Annotated in this window: 14 protein-coding genes and 4 tRNA genes; 9 read left to right on the top strand and 9 right to left on the bottom strand. The window is 70.7% G+C overall.

Annotated features, from left to right (window positions below):
- The first annotated feature begins 77 nt into the window (after nt 1-77).
- On the top strand, nt 78-1,604 hold the full coding sequence (gene purF, locus ACZ7LK_RS27155; protein ID WP_392276847.1) for an amidophosphoribosyltransferase: 1,527 nt from the start codon (nt 78-80) through the stop codon (nt 1,602-1,604).
- Nucleotides 1,605-1,649: 45 nt separating this feature from the next.
- Complete coding sequence (gene purM / locus ACZ7LK_RS27150) at nt 1,650-2,729, top strand: phosphoribosylformylglycinamidine cyclo-ligase (protein WP_471143886.1); 1,080 nt, start codon at nt 1,650-1,652, stop codon at nt 2,727-2,729.
- Between the two features lie 57 nt (nt 2,730-2,786).
- Here the strand turns inward: purM and ACZ7LK_RS27145 are convergent, their stop codons facing one another.
- Both ACZ7LK_RS27145 and ACZ7LK_RS27140 read right to left on the bottom strand, forming a co-directional pair.
- Entirely contained in the window at nt 2,787-3,047 is a 261-nt protein-coding gene (locus ACZ7LK_RS27145) for a DUF3073 domain-containing protein (RefSeq protein WP_126886811.1), read from the bottom strand.
- A gap of 324 nt (nt 3,048-3,371) precedes the next feature.
- Nucleotides 3,372-4,454 (bottom strand): Leu/Phe/Val dehydrogenase, encoded by a 1,083-nt coding sequence (locus tag ACZ7LK_RS27140; RefSeq protein WP_392276849.1) that lies wholly within the window; start codon nt 4,452-4,454, stop codon nt 3,372-3,374.
- Nucleotides 4,455-4,607: 153 nt separating this feature from the next.
- On the opposite strand from ACZ7LK_RS27140, the gene ACZ7LK_RS27135 reads away from it, so the two are divergent.
- Together ACZ7LK_RS27135 and bldC are read left to right on the top strand one after the other, a co-directional pair.
- Nucleotides 4,608-5,453: a DUF8083 family protein gene (locus ACZ7LK_RS27135; protein WP_469463503.1), complete on the top strand. Its 846-nt coding sequence runs from the start codon at nt 4,608-4,610 to the stop codon at nt 5,451-5,453.
- A gap of 562 nt (nt 5,454-6,015) precedes the next feature.
- Nucleotides 6,016-6,222 carry a developmental transcriptional regulator BldC gene (gene bldC / locus ACZ7LK_RS27130; RefSeq protein ID WP_003949541.1) on the top strand — a complete coding sequence of 69 codons (207 nt, stop codon included), beginning with the start codon at nt 6,016-6,018 and terminating at the stop codon, nt 6,220-6,222.
- Between the two features lie 265 nt (nt 6,223-6,487).
- On the opposite strand, the gene ACZ7LK_RS27125 is transcribed toward bldC, so the two are convergent.
- The 3 genes from ACZ7LK_RS27125 to hrpA form a co-directional block, all read right to left on the bottom strand.
- Complete coding sequence (locus ACZ7LK_RS27125; RefSeq protein ID WP_392276851.1) at nt 6,488-6,712, bottom strand: DUF6274 family protein; 225 nt, start codon at nt 6,710-6,712, stop codon at nt 6,488-6,490.
- A gap of 131 nt (nt 6,713-6,843) precedes the next feature.
- Nucleotides 6,844-6,917 (bottom strand) — tRNA-Asp (locus ACZ7LK_RS27120).
- Between the two features lie 95 nt (nt 6,918-7,012).
- Nucleotides 7,013-10,975 carry an ATP-dependent RNA helicase HrpA gene (hrpA, locus tag ACZ7LK_RS27115; protein WP_471143884.1) on the bottom strand — a complete coding sequence of 1,321 codons (3,963 nt, stop codon included), beginning with the start codon at nt 10,973-10,975 and terminating at the stop codon, nt 7,013-7,015.
- A 71-nt stretch (nt 10,976-11,046) separates the two neighbouring features.
- Here hrpA and ACZ7LK_RS27110 point away from each other — a divergent pair, with 71 nt between their 5' ends.
- From ACZ7LK_RS27110 to ACZ7LK_RS27100, 3 genes are read left to right on the top strand one after another with little or no spacing between them, the layout of a single operon-like run.
- A complete protein-coding gene (locus ACZ7LK_RS27110; RefSeq protein WP_471143882.1) occupies nt 11,047-11,538 on the top strand; it encodes a hypothetical protein in 492 nt (163 codons plus the stop codon).
- A gap of 58 nt (nt 11,539-11,596) precedes the next feature.
- Nucleotides 11,597-12,304, top strand: a complete 708-nt coding sequence (locus tag ACZ7LK_RS27105) for a DsbA family protein (RefSeq protein WP_392276854.1) — start codon at nt 11,597-11,599, stop codon at nt 12,302-12,304.
- Nucleotides 12,301-13,125 carry a cytochrome c biogenesis CcdA family protein gene (locus tag ACZ7LK_RS27100; protein ID WP_392276855.1) on the top strand — a complete coding sequence of 275 codons (825 nt, stop codon included), beginning with the start codon at nt 12,301-12,303 and terminating at the stop codon, nt 13,123-13,125. Before ACZ7LK_RS27105 ends, ACZ7LK_RS27100 begins: the two co-directional genes overlap by 4 nt.
- 157 nt (nt 13,126-13,282) lie before the next feature.
- On the opposite strand, the gene ACZ7LK_RS27095 is transcribed toward ACZ7LK_RS27100, so the two are convergent.
- Nucleotides 13,283-13,930, bottom strand: a complete 648-nt coding sequence (locus tag ACZ7LK_RS27095) for a TetR/AcrR family transcriptional regulator (protein WP_392276856.1) — start codon at nt 13,928-13,930, stop codon at nt 13,283-13,285.
- 167 nt (nt 13,931-14,097) lie between these two features.
- On the opposite strand from ACZ7LK_RS27095, the gene ACZ7LK_RS27090 reads away from it, so the two are divergent.
- Together ACZ7LK_RS27090 and ACZ7LK_RS27085 are read left to right on the top strand one after the other, a co-directional pair.
- Nucleotides 14,098-14,487, top strand: coding sequence for a VOC family protein (locus tag ACZ7LK_RS27090; protein WP_392276857.1), 390 nt, complete (start codon nt 14,098-14,100; stop codon nt 14,485-14,487).
- A 107-nt stretch (nt 14,488-14,594) separates the two neighbouring features.
- Nucleotides 14,595-15,185 carry a dihydrofolate reductase family protein gene (locus ACZ7LK_RS27085; protein WP_469463498.1) on the top strand — a complete coding sequence of 197 codons (591 nt, stop codon included), beginning with the start codon at nt 14,595-14,597 and terminating at the stop codon, nt 15,183-15,185.
- An 88-nt stretch (nt 15,186-15,273) separates the two neighbouring features.
- On the opposite strand, the gene ACZ7LK_RS27080 is transcribed toward ACZ7LK_RS27085, so the two are convergent.
- The 3 genes from ACZ7LK_RS27080 to ACZ7LK_RS27070 all read right to left on the bottom strand — a co-directional run bounded on the left by ACZ7LK_RS27080 (nt 15,274) and on the right by ACZ7LK_RS27070 (nt 15,556).
- Nucleotides 15,274-15,347 (bottom strand) — tRNA-Phe (locus ACZ7LK_RS27080).
- Between the two features lie 22 nt (nt 15,348-15,369).
- A tRNA-Asp gene (locus ACZ7LK_RS27075) sits at nt 15,370-15,444 on the bottom strand.
- Between the two features lie 39 nt (nt 15,445-15,483).
- Nucleotides 15,484-15,556: transfer RNA gene (locus tag ACZ7LK_RS27070), tRNA-Glu, on the bottom strand.
- Between the last annotated feature and the right edge of the window lie 27 nt (nt 15,557-15,583).

The raw sequence follows: 15,583 nt of genomic DNA, 5'->3' as shown, positions 1-15,583 counted from the left end.
AATCCTCGCCTCAGCGCCTCGGCCCCGGGCCCGTCCCCAATTCGGACCAGTGGTCGATCTCGCCTACACTCGGTGGCGTGCCACGTGGTGACGGTCGACTCAATCACGATCTGCTTCCCGGCGAAAAGGGCCCCCAGGACGCTTGCGGCGTCTTCGGTGTCTGGGCTCCGGGTGAAGAGGTCGCAAAGCTCACGTACTTCGGGCTCTACGCCCTCCAGCATCGGGGTCAGGAATCCGCGGGAATCGCGGTCAGCAACGGCTCCCAGATCCTCGTCTTCAAGGACATGGGCCTGGTTTCCCAGGTCTTCGACGAAACCTCCCTCGGTTCCCTCCAGGGTCATATCGCGGTCGGTCACGCCCGCTACTCGACCACCGGTGCCTCCGTGTGGGAGAACGCGCAGCCGACGTTCCGGGCCACCGCCCACGGCTCCATCGCGCTCGGCCACAACGGCAACCTGGTCAACACGGCCCAGCTCGCCGAGATGGTCGCCGACCTCCCCAAGAAGGACGGCCGTGCCACGCAGGTGGCGGCCACCAACGACACCGACCTCGTCACCGCGCTCCTCGCGGGCCAGGTCGACGACGACGGCAAGCCGCTGACCATCGAGGAGGCGGCCGCCAAGGTCCTTCCCGAGGTCCGGGGCGCCTTCTCGCTGGTCTTCATGGACGAGCACACCCTCTACGCCGCCCGTGACCCGCAGGGCATCCGCCCGCTGGTCCTCGGCCGGCTGGAGCGCGGCTGGGTGGTCGCCTCCGAGTCCGCCGCCCTCGACATCTGCGGTGCCGCCTACGTCCGCGAGGTCGAGCCGGGCGAGATGATCGCGATCGACGAGAACGGCATCCGCACCTCGCGATTCGCGGAAGCGAAGCCCAAGGGCTGTGTCTTCGAGTACGTGTACCTGGCCCGCCCGGACACCGACATCGCCGGCCGGAACGTGTACCTCTCCCGGGTGGAGATGGGCCGCAAGCTGGCCGCCGAGGCGCCCGTCGACGCCGATCTGGTCATAGCGACACCGGAGTCCGGCACGCCCGCCGCGATCGGCTATGCGGAGGCCAGCGGCATCCCGTTCGGCGCCGGCCTGGTGAAGAACGCGTACGTCGGCCGGACCTTCATCCAGCCGTCCCAGACCATCCGCCAGCTCGGCATCCGCCTGAAGCTGAACCCGCTGAAGGAAGTCATCAAGGGCAAGCGCCTGGTGGTCGTCGACGACTCGATCGTCCGCGGCAACACCCAGCGCGCGCTCGTCCGGATGCTCCGCGAGGCCGGGGCCGCCGAGGTCCACATCCGGATCTCCTCCCCGCCGGTGAAGTGGCCGTGCTTCTTCGGCATCGACTTCGCCACCCGGGCCGAGCTGATCGCCAACGGCATGACGGTCGAGGAGATCGGCAAGTCCCTCGGCGCCGACTCCCTCTCCTACATCTCCATCGACGGCATGATCGCGGCCACCACCATCGAGAAGCAGAAGCTGTGCCGCGCCTGCTTCGACGGTGAGTACCCGATGGAACTGCCGGACCCCGAGCTGCTCGGCAAGCAGCTCCTGGAGACCGAGCTGGCCGCCGGTCCGGCCGCCACGGCCGCGGCCGACGCCCTCCGCCGCCCGTAGGACCACCCGCAATCCCTGCAGTACGACACGAAAGTTCTCACAGTCATGTCTGAGACTGAGACCACCGGTGCCAGCTACGCAGCCGCGGGCGTCGACATCGAAGCGGGCGACCGCGCCGTCGAGCTGATGAAGGAGTGGGTGAAGAAGACGCAGCGCCCCGAGGTCGCCGGCCTCGGCGGCCTGGGCGGCTTCGCCGGCCTCTTCGACGCCTCCGCGTTTCTGCGCTACGAGCGCCCGCTGCTGGCCTCCGCCACCGACGGTGTCGGTACGAAGGTCGACATCGCCCGCCGGATGGGCGTCTACGACACGATCGGCCACGACCTGGTCGCGATGGTCATGGACGACATCGTCGTGTGCGGCGCCGAGCCGCTGTTCATGACGGACTACATCTGCGTCGGCAAGGTCCACCCCGAGCGGGTCGCCGCCATCGTGAAGGGCATCGCCGAGGGCTGCGTCCTGGCCGGCTGCGCCCTCGTCGGCGGCGAGACCGCCGAGCACCCCGGCCTGCTGGGCCCGGACGACTTCGACGTCGCCGGTGCCGGTACGGGCGTGGTGGAGGCGGACCGCCTGCTGGGCGCCGATCGCATCCGTACGGGGGACGTGGTCATCGCCATGGCGTCCTCCGGCCTTCACTCCAACGGGTACTCGCTCGTCCGCCATGTGCTGTTCGACCGGGCCGGCATGCGCCTGGACCAGCAGGTCGAGGAGTTCGGCCGGACGCTCGGCGAGGAACTGCTGGAGCCCACCAAGATCTACTCGCTGGACTGTCTGGCGCTCACCCGGACCACCGACGTGCACGCGTTCAGCCACATCACCGGCGGCGGCCTGGCCGCGAACCTCGCCCGGGTGATCCCGGACGGGCTGCACGCCACGGTCGACCGGTCGACCTGGGCGCCCGGCGCGGTGTTCGACCTGGTCGGCCGGGCCGGCCGGGTGGAGCGGCTGGAGCTGGAGAAGACCCTGAACATGGGCGTCGGCATGATGGCGGTCGTCCCCGCCGAGTCGGCCGAGGTGGCCCTGACCACGCTGGCGGACCGGGGCGTCGACGCCTGGGTCGCCGGTGAGATCACCGAGCGCGGCGAGCACACCACCGGTGCCGAGCTGGTCGGGGACTACTCCGCCTGAGCAGCACAGAACCCGGTCCGGGGCGGGCCCCGGACCGGGTCGAGTGGAAATCAGGCGTCAAGCACCGCGACGCTGTGACGACGGACCGGACTCCTCGTCCTCGTCATCGTCGTCGTTGTACAGCTCCGCGTAGCGGGCGTACGGGTCGTCTTCCTCGTCGTCGTCCTCGAAAGGCTCGCCGTTCGGCGGCTGCGAGAGCGGTTGCGGAGTAGAAGCGCCCAGCTCGCTGGCCAGACGCGACAGGTCAGTCCCGCCGCTGTTGTACTTCAGCTGGCGGGCGACCTTCGTCTGCTTGGCCTTGGCCCGGCCGCGCCCCATGGCTCGACCCCCTCGGTGACGGGGCTCGACGGCCCCAGAGTCTTGACACGCGTTCATGAGTCGGAACGGACTCTCCGCGGAGAGACCGGCCCGTAGGGCTTCAACGGTACCTGCTTCCGCGGCCATACGGTACGCCGCCCGCATGACGCGCCTCGGAGCAGGACCGACGAGGAGCCCCGTCCTCGCTGGTCAGCTGCGATTTTAACCCCTTCTCGCGGGTCGACCCGCCGACCGGCGTGAGCCATGTCTCCCTGCGGGGGGACATGGTCGAGCCGGCCGGCGGGTCGTCGCCGTCGACCACGGCTCACCGCGACTCACCGGGAGCTACCCCCGGCGGGCCTCCGCCATGCGCTGCTCGGCGATCCGGTCGGCCGCGGCGGCCGGCGGAATGCCGTCTTCCTTCGCACGTGCGAATATCGCCAGCGTGGTGTCGAAGATCTTCGCGGCCTTCGTCTTGCACCGGTCGAAGTCGAACCCGTGGAGCTCGTCGGCCACCTGGATCACGCCACCGGCGTTGACGACGTAGTCGGGCGCGTAGAGGATGCCGCGGTCCGCGACGTCCTTCTCGACGCCGGGGTGCGCGAGCTGGTTGTTGGCCGCGCCGCACACCACCTTCGCCGTCAGTACGGCAACGGTGTCGTCGTTCAGCGCGCCGCCGAGCGCACACGGGGCGTAGACGTCCAGGCCCTCGGTGCGGATCAGCGCGTCGGTGTCCGCGACCACCGTGACCTGCGGGAACTTCTCCGTGATCCGGCGAACCGATTCCTCGCGCACGTCCGTGATGACGACCTCGGCGCCGTCCTCCAGCAGGTGCTCCACCAGGTAGTGGCCCACCTTGCCGACACCGGCGACGCCGACCTTGCGGCCGCGCAGCGTCGGGTCGCCCCAAGCGTGCTGGGCGGAGGCGCGCATGCCCTGGAAGACGCCGTAGGCGGTCAGGACGGAGGAGTCGCCGGCGCCGCCGTTCTCGGGGGAGCGGCCGGTGGTCCAGCGGTTCTCCCGGGCGACGACGTCCATGTCGGCGACGTAGGTGCCGACGTCGCAGGCCGTCACGTACCGGCCGCCGAGGGAGGCGACGAACCGGCCGTAGGCCAGCAGCAGTTCCTCGGTCTTGATCAGTTCCGGGTCACCGATGATCACGGCCTTGCCGCCACCGTGCTCCAGACCGGCCATGGCGTTCTTGTACGACATGCCCCGGGACAGGTTCAGCGCGTCGGCGACGGCGTCTTCCTCGGAGGCGTACGGGTAGAAGCGGGTACCGCCGAGGGCGGGGCCCAGAGCGGTGGAGTGGATGGCGATGACGGCCTTGAGGCCGGAGGCGCGGTCCTGGCACAGCACGACTTGTTCGTGGCCCCCCTGCTCCGAGCGGAACAGGGTGTGCAGGACGCCGTCGGTCACATCGGTCACGGTGGTGACTCCCAAGTACGAAGCGGCGGATGAGGCCCTCCTGTGGGTGGGGGAGGACCTTGACGGCAAGAGAGTAAGTCCTACCTGCGCGTAGATGAGAGCGAGTGCGGCGGATCACCCCCTCGCGGAGTACGGGCGTGGAAGGATTCGGGCATGCCCGCCGTCTCCTCGGTCCTCGTCCCCTACGCGTCGTACCTGCGCGTGTACGAGCCGCTGGCGGCCTTCCCCGAGCCGGAGCGCGGCCATTGGGCCCGCTACGCGCGCCGCGGGACCGCCCCGACCGCCCAGGACGAGCTGCGCCGCTCGCTCGCCGGCCTGCTGGCCACCCCGCCCGTGGTGGTGCCCGTGCGGGAGAGCGCCGACGCGTTCGTCGCGGAGGTGGACGGGGTGGTGTGCGTGTGTCCGTGGCGGACCCGGCTGCGCGGGTGGCTGGCCCTGGAGGAGCTGCCCGGGCTGCTGCCGCCGTCGGTGCTGGACGCGGCGGTGCCGCCGGTGGTGCGGGGCCAGGCGGAGGCGGACCACGAGCGGTGGCGGGAGCGGAACCCGGACGCCCGGCCGTGGATCCGCTCGGAGCTCTGGCAGGTCCCGGTGCGGTGGTTCGCGCTGTTCGCGGACGAGGAGCGGGAGTACGTCGCCCCCGGCGGCCCGGGCAAGGCGCCGGGGCTGCGGTACCGGACGCCGATGGTGCAGGCGCGGCGGCGGGTGGCGCGGGCGCTGAAGACGCTGCGGGACGCGCTGGAGGAGGGTCCGCTGACGGAGGGTCTGGTCGACGTGGGGCGGTGGCTGGAGGAGTTCCACCCGCGCTCGCTGGTCGAGCTGGACTACGGGGGCCTGGTGCACGCGCTGCCGGAGGAGTTCCTGGCCGACGACCGGTCGGCGGCGGACGTGGCGGCCGGGCTGGCGGCGTTGCGCGCCGGTGACGGCGCGGGGGCCGGGGAGGCCTACGAGCGGCTGACGGAGCGCTGGCGTTCGGTACGGAACCGGCAGCACGCCAACTGACATGATGTCGCCGGCCGGGGTCGCGCCGGCGGTCCGGGGTCCCGGCTGTGGACCCGGCGGCCGATCTCCCGCATGATCTCGCTGCGGGGTGCAGCCTGCCCGCGGCGACGTCCGGTCGGGCCCTTGGTCCCGATCCGGGCCTTTGTGTCAAGCGTGATGGATAGCACTAACTGGGCTCTTGCGCCCATCGCCCAACCTCATGCCAAAATAGGACAAGGAGTCCGGGGAGGGCTCCTTCCGTCCACCTATGGGCGGAAGGCTCAGCATTGCACGCTATGGGGGGTCTGGTGGCTCCTGATCGCTCTGTGACTGATCGTCACTGTGACGTGACTGTCCGCTATGGCATGGTCCATCGGCTTCCGCCGCTGATGGACACCTGAGAGGGCAATTCCATCGGTTTGGCCGAACGTGGCTGGACAGATGGTGTAGTTGTAGTGCCGAGGACAAGCCGTTCGTCCTATAACCGACTCGGCTCGCGTCCGCCATTTCGGGCAACGCGGGTCAAGGTGCAGAATTTAGAGGAAAGAACCGAGAAGGTTCGGTTCTCCCGAGGAGGCCGCTCATGACCGCTCGCACCCCTGATGCCGAGCCGCTGCTGACCCCCGCTGAGGTTGCCACGATGTTCCGCGTGGACCCGAAGACGGTGACCCGCTGGGCAAAGGCGGGCAAGCTCACGTCCATCCGCACGCTTGGTGGACACCGCCGGTACCGCGAGGCAGAGGTCCGCGCCCTGCTGGCGGGCATTCCGCAGCAGCGCAGCGAGGCCTGAACACCCTGTATGAACCGGGCATTTCCGGGTCCCCCAACCCGGGCCGCCCACCCCTAGTTCCACCGATGGGAGCCCGCCCCAACGGGCCCCGTCACCGATCGCGCTGGACTCCGCCGGGTCCAGCGCGATCTTTTTTGTGTCGAGGGCCGCCCCATGGGCACTCCGACGGAGGTCCTCCCGGAAGGTGCAATTGCACATATTAAATCGGGCTGTTGTAGGGAGGGTGTAAGTTGAGCGGTTTTCAAAACGTATTTCGTGACTCGCGTCACACCCGTCCGGCCTCGTCCTCCGGCTCGGCCGGCTCCTCCTCGACCGCCCGTTCGGCGCCCTCCCGCTCCTCCTCGGACGCGTCCGGGTACTCCATGGCCAGTCTCAGGAGGCGGTGGCAGACGGGGCAGTGGCGGGTGATGTGGCGGTAGCCGGAAGCGGCCGCCAGATGGGCGCGGAGCAGTGCGCGTGTCTCGTGCCTGGCTGTGGATGCCGCCGCCATGCGCGTCACCTCCGGTGAAGGGCCCCCGATTCCCTGTTGCTTGGGTACCGGTGGCGGATGACCGCGTCAAGGCGCACGACAGAAGGGCCCGCATCCCTGGGGGATACGGGCCCTTCTGTCACTGCTCTCTGCGATCCTGACGGGACTTGAACCCGCGACCTCCACCTTGACAGGGTGGCGAGCTAACCAACTGCTCCACAGGACCTTGGTTTGCGGCCGTCGTGCGGCTGCGAACCAAACTGTACAGCAGGTCAGAGGGTCCGGTCGACCTCACTCCCGGCGACCGTCCCCTCACGCCCGTCAGGGCGCCGCCGCGTCGATCGCCTTGATGATGCGCTTGTCCGAGACGGGGTACGCCGTCCCCAGGGCGTGCGCGAAGTAGCTGACGCGCAGCTCCTCGATCATCCAGCGGATGTCCAGGACCTCCTGCGGCACCGGGCGGCCCTTGGGGAGCTGCTCCAGCAGCCAGGCGTACTCGTCCCGCATCTCGTGGACCTTCTCCATGCGCGTGGTGTCGCGCTGGACGGAGGTGGGCATCTGCTGGAGCCGCCGGTCCACCGCCACCAGGTAGCGCATCAGGTCCGGCAGGCGCCGCAGCCCGGTCGCGGTCACGAAACCGGGCGGCACGAGGGCCGCGAGCTGCTCGCGCACGTCCTGGACGTTGTTCACCAGCACCAGGCTGTTCGTGGCCTTCAGACGGCGCTCACAGGCCTGCCAGGCCGCCAGGACCTGCTGCACCTGGTCCACCGTGCGGATCGTCAGCTCGACCAAGTCGGCGCGGACCCTGTCGTACAGCTTCCTGAAGGACTCCTCGTCCCACGCCGGGCCGCCGTGCTCGGCGATCAGCCGGTCGGCGGCGGCGGTCGCGCAGTCGTCGAACAGCGCCTGCACGGAGCCGTGCGGATTGCGGGAGAGGGCGAGCTTCTGCTGGTTCGTCAGCCGGTCGGAGGCGAACTTGGCCGGGTTCACCGGGATGTTCAGCATGATCAGCTTGCGGGTGCCGCGCCACATCGCCCGCGCCTGCTCGGCCTCCGTGTCGAAGAGCCGTACGGACACGGTCTCACCGGCGTCGACGAGGGCGGGGTACGCCTTGACGGGCTGGCCGGCCCGGCGGGTCTCGAAGACCTTGGTGAGCGTGCCGATCGTCCAGTCCGTCAGCCCCGTGCGCTCCAGGGACTGCCCCGAGCCCGAGGGGCCCGCCGTGGCGGCCTGGGCGGCCTTGGAGAGCGCCTGCCGGGCCTTGGGCCGCAACCGGAGCTTCAGCGCCTCCAGGTCCTTGTCCTCGGCCAGTTTGCGGCGCCGCTCGTCGACGATCCGGAAAGTGATCTTCAGGTGGTCGGGGACCCGGGAGAGGTCGAAGTCGTCCGCGTCCACCGGGACGCCGACCATCCGCTGGAGCTCGCGGGCGAGCGTCACGGTCAGCGGCTCCTGGAGCGGCACCGCCCGCTCCAGGAACTTCTTGGCGTAGTTGGGCGCCGGGACGTAGTGGCGGCGCACCGGCTTGGGCAGCGAGCGGATCAGCTCGGTGACGACCTCTTCGCGCAGGCCCGGGATCTGCCAGTCGAAGCCCTCGTCGGTGACCTGGTTCAGCACCTGGAGCGGGACGTGCACGGTGACGCCGTCCGCGTCCGCGCCCGGCTCGAACTGGTACGTCACCCGGAACGTGAGCGCGCCCTGCCGCCACGAGTCGGGGTAGTCGGCCTTGGTGACCGCGCCCGCCTTCTCGTTGATGAGCATCTCGCGCTCGAAGTCGAGCAGGTCCGGCTCCTCCTGGCGCTTGTGCTTCCACCAGGAGTCGAAGTGCGCGCCCGACACGACGTGTTCGGGCACCCGCTGGTCGTAGAAGTCGAACAGCGTCTCGTCGTCCACGAGGATGTCGCGGCGCCGTGCCCGGTGCTCCAGCTCCTCTACCTCGGTCAGCAGCTTGCGGTTGTCCGCGAAGAACTTGTGGTGGGTGCGCCAGTCGCCCTCCACCAGGGCGTTGCGGATGAACAGCTCCCGGCTGACCTCCGGGTCGATGCGCCCGTAGTTCACCTTGCGCTGGGCGACGATCGGCACGCCGTACAGGGTGACCTTCTCGTACGCCATCACCGCCGCCTGGTCCTTCTCCCAGTGCGGCTCGCTGTACGTGCGCTTCAGGAGGTGGCCGGCCAGCGGCTCGATCCACTCGGGCTCGATCTTCGCGTTGACCCGCGCCCACAGCCGGGAGGTCTCCACCAGCTCGGCGGACATGATGAAGCGGGGCGGCTTCTTGAAGAGCGCGGAACCGGGGAAGACCGCGAACTTGGCGCTGCGAGCGCCCAGGTACTCGTTCTTCGCCGTGTTCTTCCCGCCCTCCCCCCCGGCGGTCTTCACGTCCTTCATCCCGATGTGGGAGAGCAGACCGGCGAGCAGCGAGACGTGCACGCGGTCCTCGGGAGCGTCCTCGTCGTTGAGATGGATGCCCATCTGCTTGGCGACCGTACGCAACTGCGTATAGATGTCCTGCCATTCGCGGATGCGCAGGTAGTTGAGGTACTCCGACTTGCACATCCGGCGGAACGCGGACGACGACAGCGCCTTCTGCTGCTCGCGGATGTACCGCCAGAGGTTCAGGAACGCCAGGAAGTCGGACGTCTCGTCCTTGAAGCGGGCGTGCTGCTGGTCGGCCTGCGCCTGCTTCTCGGCCGGCCGCTCGCGCGGGTCCTGGATCGACAGGGCCGCCGCGATGACCATGACCTCGCGGACGCAGCCGTTCTTGTCGGCCTCCAGCACCATCCGGGCCAGCCGCGGGTCGACGGGGAGCTGGGCGAGCTTGCGGCCCGCTGGCGTGAGCCGCTTCTTGGGGTCCTTCTGCGCCGGGTCGATCGCCCCCAGCTCCTGGAGGAGCTGCACGCCGTCGCGGATGTTGCGGTGGTCCGGCGGGTCGATGAAGGGGAACTTCTCGATGTCGCCCAGCCCGGCGGCCGTCATCTGGAGGATGACCGACGCCAGGTTCGTCCGGAGGATCTCGGCGTCCGTGAACTCCGGACGGGCGAGGAAGTCCTCCTCGTCGTACAGCCGGATGCAGATGCCGTCCGACGTACGGCCGCAGCGGCCCTTGCGCTGGTTGGCGCTGGCCTGGCTGATCCGCTCGATCGGCAGGCGCTGCACCTTGGTGCGGTGGCTGTAGCGGGAGATGCGGGCGGTGCCGGGGTCGATGACGTACTTGATGCCGGGGACCGTCAGCGAGGTCTCGGCCACGTTCGTCGCGAGGACGATCCGGCGGCCGGAGTGCGCCTGGAAGACCCGGTGCTGCTCGGCGTGCGAGAGGCGCGCGTAGAGGGGGAGGACCTCGGTGTTCCGCAGCTTCTTCTTGACCAGCGCGTCCGCCGTGTCGCGGATCTCGCGCTCACCGGAGAGGAAGACCAGGATGTCGCCCGGGCCCTCGGCCTGGAGCTCGTCGACCGCGTCGCAGATGGCGGTGATCTGGTCGCGGTCGGACTCCTCGGAGTCGTCCTCCAGGAGCGGGCGGTAGCGCACCTCGACCGGGTACGTACGGCCGGAGACCTCGACGATCGGCGCGTCGCCGAAGTGGCGGGAGAAGCGCTCGGGGTCGATGGTCGCGGAGGTGATCACGACCTTGAGGTCGGGCCGCTTGGGGAGGAGCTGGGCCAGGTAGCCGAGCAGGAAGTCGATGTTGAGGCTGCGCTCGTGCGCCTCGTCGATGATGATCGTGTCGTAGGCGCGCAGCTCGCGGTCCGTCTGGATCTCGGCGAGCAGGATGCCGTCGGTCATGAGCTTGATGAAGGTCGCGTCCTGGTTCACCTGGTCGGTGAAGCGGACCTTCCAGCCGACGGCCTCGCCCAGGGGCGTCCTCAGTTCGTCCGCGACCCGCTCGGCGACCGTGCGGGCGGCGAGCCTCCTCGGCTGCGTGTGGCCGATCATGCCGCGCACCCCGCGGCCCAGCTCCAGGCAGATCTTGGGGATCTGGGTCGTCTTGCCGGACCCCGTCTCACCGGCGACGATCACGACCTGGTGGTCGCGTATCGCCTCCAGGATGGCGTCCTTCTTCTGGCTGACCGGAAGCTGTTCGGGGTACGAGACCTCCGGCACGCGCGCCGCGCGCTCGGCGGTACGGGTGGCCGCCTTCCCGGCCTCGGCGGCGATCTCGTCCAGCACGGCCTGCCGGGCTTCGGGCTTGCGGATGCGGCGGGCGCCTTCGAGACGGCGGCCGAGCCGGTGCGCGTCGCGCAGCGAGACCTCGGCCAGCAGGGTCTGGAGGTCGGCGAAGGAAGTAGACATACCTGGTCCAGGATCTCACCCGCGGCGACGGAGTGGCGAACCGATTTCCCCGTACCATTTCCGGCGAGTCGATGACCCCCGGACGACCCTGGAAGGCGGTGCCCATGCGCTGTGCCGGCGACCGGTGGAGCCGCGCCGCGGCCGCCGTGCTGGTGCTGCTGGGCACCCTGCTGCTCGCGGGCCCGGGCCCCGGCGCCGGTCCGTGGCCGGGGTACGAGGCCGGCGGGGCGGCGCCCCGTGCGGTGGGTGCGGTACACGCGGTGCCCGCCGTGCCCGCCGTGCCCGCCGTGCCCGCGGTGCCCGCGGTGCGTGGCAGGGACGCGGCCGGTGCTCCGGGGCGGCCGCCCGGGTGCGATCCCTTCGACGACCGGGGCGGTCTGACGCCCGCCGTGCCGCCCCGCCCCGGTCCCCGGGGCGAGCCGCTGTCCGCCCCGCACGTGGCGCGCGCGGCGGACGGGGCGGCGTGGGACGCGGCCGCCGCGGTCCCGGACGTCCGGCCGGAGCGGGGGCCGCCCCCGCTCGCGCCGCCCTCCCCCCAGGACCTGTCGATCCTGCGCGTATAGCCGGCGTGCCGTCCCCTCGTCCCGCCGGTCATTTCCCCATGCGTACAGGAGTTCCCCCATGCCCACGTCCAAGCCGTACCTCCTCGGCGCGGGTGTCGTCGTCGCGGCCGCGCTGCTCGGCCTCGTCTCGTACACCGCCACCAAGCCGGCCGAGCGGTCCCCCGCCGTCGTCGCCGAGGCTTCCGAGGGGGCGCCGGCCGGCGTTCATCCGGAACTGGAGCGGTACGCCCGGCGCGACGCCGGGGACCCGCTGGCCGTCGGACGCGCCGACGCCCCCGTCGTCCTGATCGAATACGCCGACTTCAAGTGCGGCTACTGCGGGAAGTACGCCCGCGAGACCGAGCCCGAGCTGATCGAGAAGTACGTCGACGGGGGCGTCCTGCGCATCGAGTGGCGCAACTTCCCCATCTTCGGCGAGGAGTCCGAGCGCGCGGCGCGCGCCGCCTGGGCCGCCGGCCGGCAGGGACGGTTCCGTCAGTTCCACCGGGCCGCCTTCGCGGAGGGCGCCAAGGAGCAGGGCTTCGGCCCCGAGCGGGTGACCGCCCTCGCCCGGGCGGCGGGCGTCCCCGACCTCGGCCGCTTCGCCCGCGACCTCGACAGCGCGGCGGCGCGCGAGGCCGTCGCCGACGACCGGGAGCAGGCGTACGCCCTGGGCGCCACGTCCACCCCGTCGTTCCTCGTGAACGGCCGGCCGATCGCGGGCGCACAGCCCATGGAAACGTTCACAAGTGCGATCGAGGCCGCCGCGCGGGAGGCCGGACGGTGACGGACATCGGCTACCTGGCTGCCTTCCTCGGCGGGCTGCTGGCGCTGCTGAGCCCGTGCAGCGCACTGCTCCTGCCGGCGTTCTTCGCGTACTCGATCGACGGCCGGGCCCGGCTCCTCGCCCGTACCGGGATCTTCTATGCCGGTCTCGCCACCACGCTCGTCCCGCTCGGCGCGGCCGGCTCCTTCGCGGGGCGGCTCTTCTACGGCCACCGGGACCTGCTGGTCGCCACCGGCGGCTGGACGATCATCGCGCTGGGCCTGGCGCAGGCCGCCGGCCTGGGGTTCGCCCCGCGCCGGATCACCGAGGTGAGCGGACGGATCCGGCCCGTGTCGGCGCTTCCGGTGTACGCCCTGGGCCTGGTGTACGGGCTGGCCGGGTTCTGCGCGGGCCCGATCCTGGGGAGCGTCCTGACGGTCGCGGCGCTCAGCGGCAGCCCGGCGTACGGGGGCCTGCTGCTGGCGGTGTACGCGCTCGGTATGGCGGTGCCCCTGTTCGTGCTGGCCCTGCTCTGGAACCGCTACGACCTGGGGCGGCGCGGCTGGCTGCGGGGGCGTGCGCTGCGGGTGGGCCGCTGGGAGGCGCACAGCACGTCGCTGCTGTCGGGCCTGTTCTTCGTCACCCTGGGCGTGCTGTTCCTCGTCTTCGACGGTACGACCGCGCTGCCGGGCCTGCTGTCGGTCGACGACTCGTACGCGGCGGAGGAGTGGGCGTCCCGCGTGGGACGCGTGGTGCCGGACTGGGCGCTGCTGCTGGGGGTCGTCGCGGTGGTCGCGGTCACCCTCGGCGTACGCGGCTGGCGCGGCCGCGAGCGGGCCTGACACCGCTCCGGGGGGCCGGCTCCGGCCGGGCCCCCCGGGGCGGTGCGCTCCTCCGTGTACCGCGTCGAGCGGACCCGGGACGCCGTCCTAGGGAGTGTCCGGAAAGTATCGGCGTCCGCCCGGAGGGCGGGCCAGGCGAGACTTTCCGGACACGACCTTAAGCGGTGGCGTAGTCGGACAGGGCGGGTTCCAGGAGGCCGAAGGCCCGGTCGGCTTCGGCGGTGATGGTCCGGGCGATCCGGTCGCCGGGGTGTCCGGCGAGGGTGAGCTCCTGGATGCGGTGGAACAGCATGCGGTGCACCGTGCCCAGCAGTTCGGCGGCGGTCCGGACGGTGATGTCGTCGGGCCGGGCACCGGTGGCCTCGGCGAGCGCCTGAGCGAGGTGGTGCGCGCGCCGGTCGTGGAGGCCGCGCACGCAAGTGCTCAGGGTGGGGCTGTCGGCGATCATGCGGGCGAACTCCTGGCCGGAGAACCCGGCGACCGGGTCCTGGGAGGCGACGGACTCGGCGAAGGCGCGGCGCAGCGCGGCCAGCGCCGATTCGCCCGGCTGCCGGGCCTCGACGGCCCGGGCCAGCGAGGTGGCGAACTGCTCCTGGTGGTCCAGTGCCAGGTCTTCCTTGCGCGGGAAGTAGTTGGTGACGGTCTTCTTGGCGACGCGGGCGGCGGCGGCGATCTCGGCGATGGTCGTTCGCTCGAATCCCTGGTCGATGAACAGCCGTGTCGCGTGGTCGGAGATGAGCTGCCGTGTCTCCTGCTTCTTCGTCTCGCGAAGTCCGGCCCCCGGGGCCGGCGTCTGGGTATCCATGACGCAATCTTACCCTCGTAGCATTTTTATGTTGACAGTAACGGTGGCTCGGGCTAACTTTGCCATCGTCGTAAATTTACGCCGGTCGACGGCGGGCATGCCCAGGCGTGCGCCGCCGTGGCCGCGGAGTCCGTCCGTACCGTCCCGCACCGCATCCAGGGAGTCCCGTGCAGTTCACCGCCTCCACCGTTTCGCTCACCGTCGGCGACGTCACCCGTTCGCAGGACTTCTTCACCACCCACCTGGGCTACTCCGTCCGGCAGGCCGCCGACGGCTTCGTCGCCCTGTCGCACGACGACGCCTTCGACGTCATCCTGCTCGCCCGCGGCACCGAGGTGCTGCCGCCCGAGCAGCGGGATCAGCGCGTCGGTGGTCTGATCCTCGCCTTCACCGTCGCCTCGGGTCTGCGGGAGCAGGAGGAGCGGCTGCGTGAGGCGGGGGTTCCTATCACCCTGCCGTTGCGCGAGGAGCCCTGGGGCGAGCGCCTGTTCCAGGTCACCGATCCGAGCGGGGTGATCGTCCAGTTCGTCGAGTGGGCCGCTCCCGAGCACGGCTGACCCTTCCGGCGCGCGGAGATCCCGGGCCCTCGCCCGATCCGCCCCGTACGCACCGCCACCCGTTACCCCCCACCGCCACCCGGCCACCGATCCTCCAGGGAGTCTCCGTGCGCAAGCTCGTCTACTACATCGCCGCCACCGTCGACGGTTTCATCGCCGGGCCCGACGGCGCCGACCCCACGGGTCCGGACGGCTTCTGGCCGGTCCCCGCCGACTACGTGCGGTACCTGGCCGCGGAGTACCCCGAGACCCTGCCCGCCCCGGCCAGGCAGGCCCTGTCCATCACCGCGGCGGGCACCCACTTCGACACCGTCCTGGAGGGACGCAAGACGTACGAGATCGGCCTCCGGGCCGGCCTCACCGACGCCTATCCGCACCTGCGGCACCTGGTGTTCTCCACCACTCTCACCGAGAGCCCCGACCCGGCCGTGGAACTGGTCGCGACCGACCCGCTGGCGAAGGTCCGGGAGCTGAAGCAGGAGGACGGCAAGGACCTCTGGCTGATCGGCGGCGGCGAACTGGCGGGCGCGCTCTACCCCGAGATCGACCGGCTGATCGTCAAGCTGGGCCCCTTGACCATCGGCACCGGCATCCCCCTCTTCGGTCGCACGGCAGCGTTCGATCCGCGCGTCTGGGACCTGACGGCCCACACCGTCCTGGAGAGCGGGGCGGTGTTCCTCACCTACACCCGCGGCTAGGTCGTGTCTCGCCGACCGTCGGCGCGCGGACATGAGAACGGCCCCACCGATGATCATCGGTGGGGCCGTTCGCCCTGATGGGCTGCGGTGGCTGGGGCCGGGGTCGAACCGGCGACCTTCCGCTTTTCAGGCGGACGCTCGTACCAACTGAGCTACCCAGCCACGCGGCTCTTGCGAGCCGCAGCGGTCCTGACGGGATTTGAACCCGCGGCCTCCACCTTGACAGGGTGGCGAGCACTCCAAACTGCTCCACAGGACCAAGCGATGCGCGAGAACAAGTCTCGCACACGGTGATGCGTGCCCCCAACGGGATTCGAACCCGTGCTACCGCCTTGAAAGGGCGGCGTCCTGGGCCACTAGACGATGAGGGCTAATTGGCCCGCCTGGGCGCTTCGTCA

The organism is Streptomyces sp. NPDC039423 (assembly GCF_055598725.1).
Note: the sequence above shows the minus strand (reverse complement) of the source record. Positions and strands in the feature narration are given on the sequence as shown.

Coding starts and splice junctions, on each gene's coding strand:
- purM (WP_471143886.1), top strand. CDS start 1,650: ATGTCTGAGACTGAGACCACCGGTGCCAGCTACGCAGCCGCGGGCGTC.
- ACZ7LK_RS27110 (WP_471143882.1), top strand. CDS start 11,047: ATGACCCCCGGACGACCCTGGAAGGCGGTGCCCATGCGCTGTGCCGGC.
- ACZ7LK_RS27135 (WP_469463503.1), top strand. CDS start 4,608: ATGCCCGCCGTCTCCTCGGTCCTCGTCCCCTACGCGTCGTACCTGCGC.
- ACZ7LK_RS27145 (WP_126886811.1), bottom strand. CDS start 3,047: ATGGGGCGCGGCCGGGCCAAGGCCAAGCAGACGAAGGTCGCCCGCCAG.
- ACZ7LK_RS27125 (WP_392276851.1), bottom strand. CDS start 6,712: ATGGCGGCGGCATCCACAGCCAGGCACGAGACACGCGCACTGCTCCGC.
- hrpA (WP_471143884.1), bottom strand. CDS start 10,975: ATGTCTACTTCCTTCGCCGACCTCCAGACCCTGCTGGCCGAGGTCTCG.
- ACZ7LK_RS27095 (WP_392276856.1), bottom strand. CDS start 13,930: ATGGATACCCAGACGCCGGCCCCGGGGGCCGGACTTCGCGAGACGAAG.
- bldC (WP_003949541.1), top strand. CDS start 6,016: ATGACCGCTCGCACCCCTGATGCCGAGCCGCTGCTGACCCCCGCTGAG.
- ACZ7LK_RS27105 (WP_392276854.1), top strand. CDS start 11,597: ATGCCCACGTCCAAGCCGTACCTCCTCGGCGCGGGTGTCGTCGTCGCG.